The organism is uncultured Vibrio sp. (assembly GCF_947488985.1).
Taxonomy (GTDB): domain Bacteria; phylum Pseudomonadota; class Gammaproteobacteria; order Enterobacterales; family Vibrionaceae; genus Vibrio.
Map to the genome: position 1 here is coordinate 1 of NZ_CANLBV010000347.1, position 316 is coordinate 316.

Genomic DNA, 316 nt, shown 5'->3' on the forward strand with positions numbered 1-316 from the left:
TGAACCTATCGGATATTGGTGCCACCATCGTTCACGATTACGAAAGCATTAACAGTGAAACGATAGTTCGCTTTTTCTGTAAGTTAAGAGAGAGTTATCCGTTAACCCATAAGCTTCATATCATCTTAGATGGTGCGGGATATCACCGAAGTGACTTAGTCAGAGATGCGGCGTTTGTCCTGAATATTGAACTGCATTATCTTCCACCTTACAGCCCAAACCTCAACCCAATAGAGCGGTTATGGAAAGTAATGAATGAGAAGTCGAGGAACAACGTTTACTTCAAAAGTAAACGGGATTTCAAGGCGGCAATAGA

The 316-nt window shown here is 41.8% G+C and carries 1 protein-coding gene; it reads left to right on the forward strand.

Annotated features, from left to right (window positions below; translation table 11 throughout):
* Window positions 1-316, forward strand: a 316-nt coding sequence (locus tag Q1A70_RS20605) for an IS630 family transposase (RefSeq protein WP_299697698.1), incomplete at both ends; no start/stop codon positions are given.